Genomic DNA, 223 nt, shown 5'->3' on the forward strand with positions numbered 1-223 from the left:
GTTTCGGTAAGTCTTTTAACTTCTCTCTTACTTGTGGATCTTTCCACGCTTCTACTAACTCTTCTTTTGTGAACTTGTATCCTTTTGACATTTCATTCATCCTCTCGTTTTGGTTTTTTATTTTATTTACAAATCTTAATTGACGTTGTTAACCCGATAATGACTCCCACACAAAGTGGTGTTGTTTCTGGTTGTACATCTGATGCCCCTTGAATTTCCGCTA

At 36.3% G+C, this 223-nt stretch carries 2 protein-coding genes; both read right to left on the reverse strand.

What is annotated here, in order from left to right; translation table 11 throughout:
- A partial coding sequence (locus tag MR147_RS27380) for a mersacidin/lichenicidin family type 2 lantibiotic (protein ID WP_313897175.1) occupies window positions 1-100 on the reverse strand: 100 nt, incomplete at its 3' end.
- A gap of 22 nt (window positions 101-122) precedes the next feature.
- A partial coding sequence (locus tag MR147_RS27385) for a mersacidin family lantibiotic (RefSeq protein WP_277930920.1) occupies window positions 123-223 on the reverse strand: 101 nt, incomplete at its 5' end.

The organism is Bacillus cereus group sp. BfR-BA-01350 (assembly GCF_022663775.1).
In the GTDB taxonomy this organism is placed as follows: domain Bacteria; phylum Bacillota; class Bacilli; order Bacillales; family Bacillaceae_G; genus Bacillus_A; species Bacillus_A paranthracis.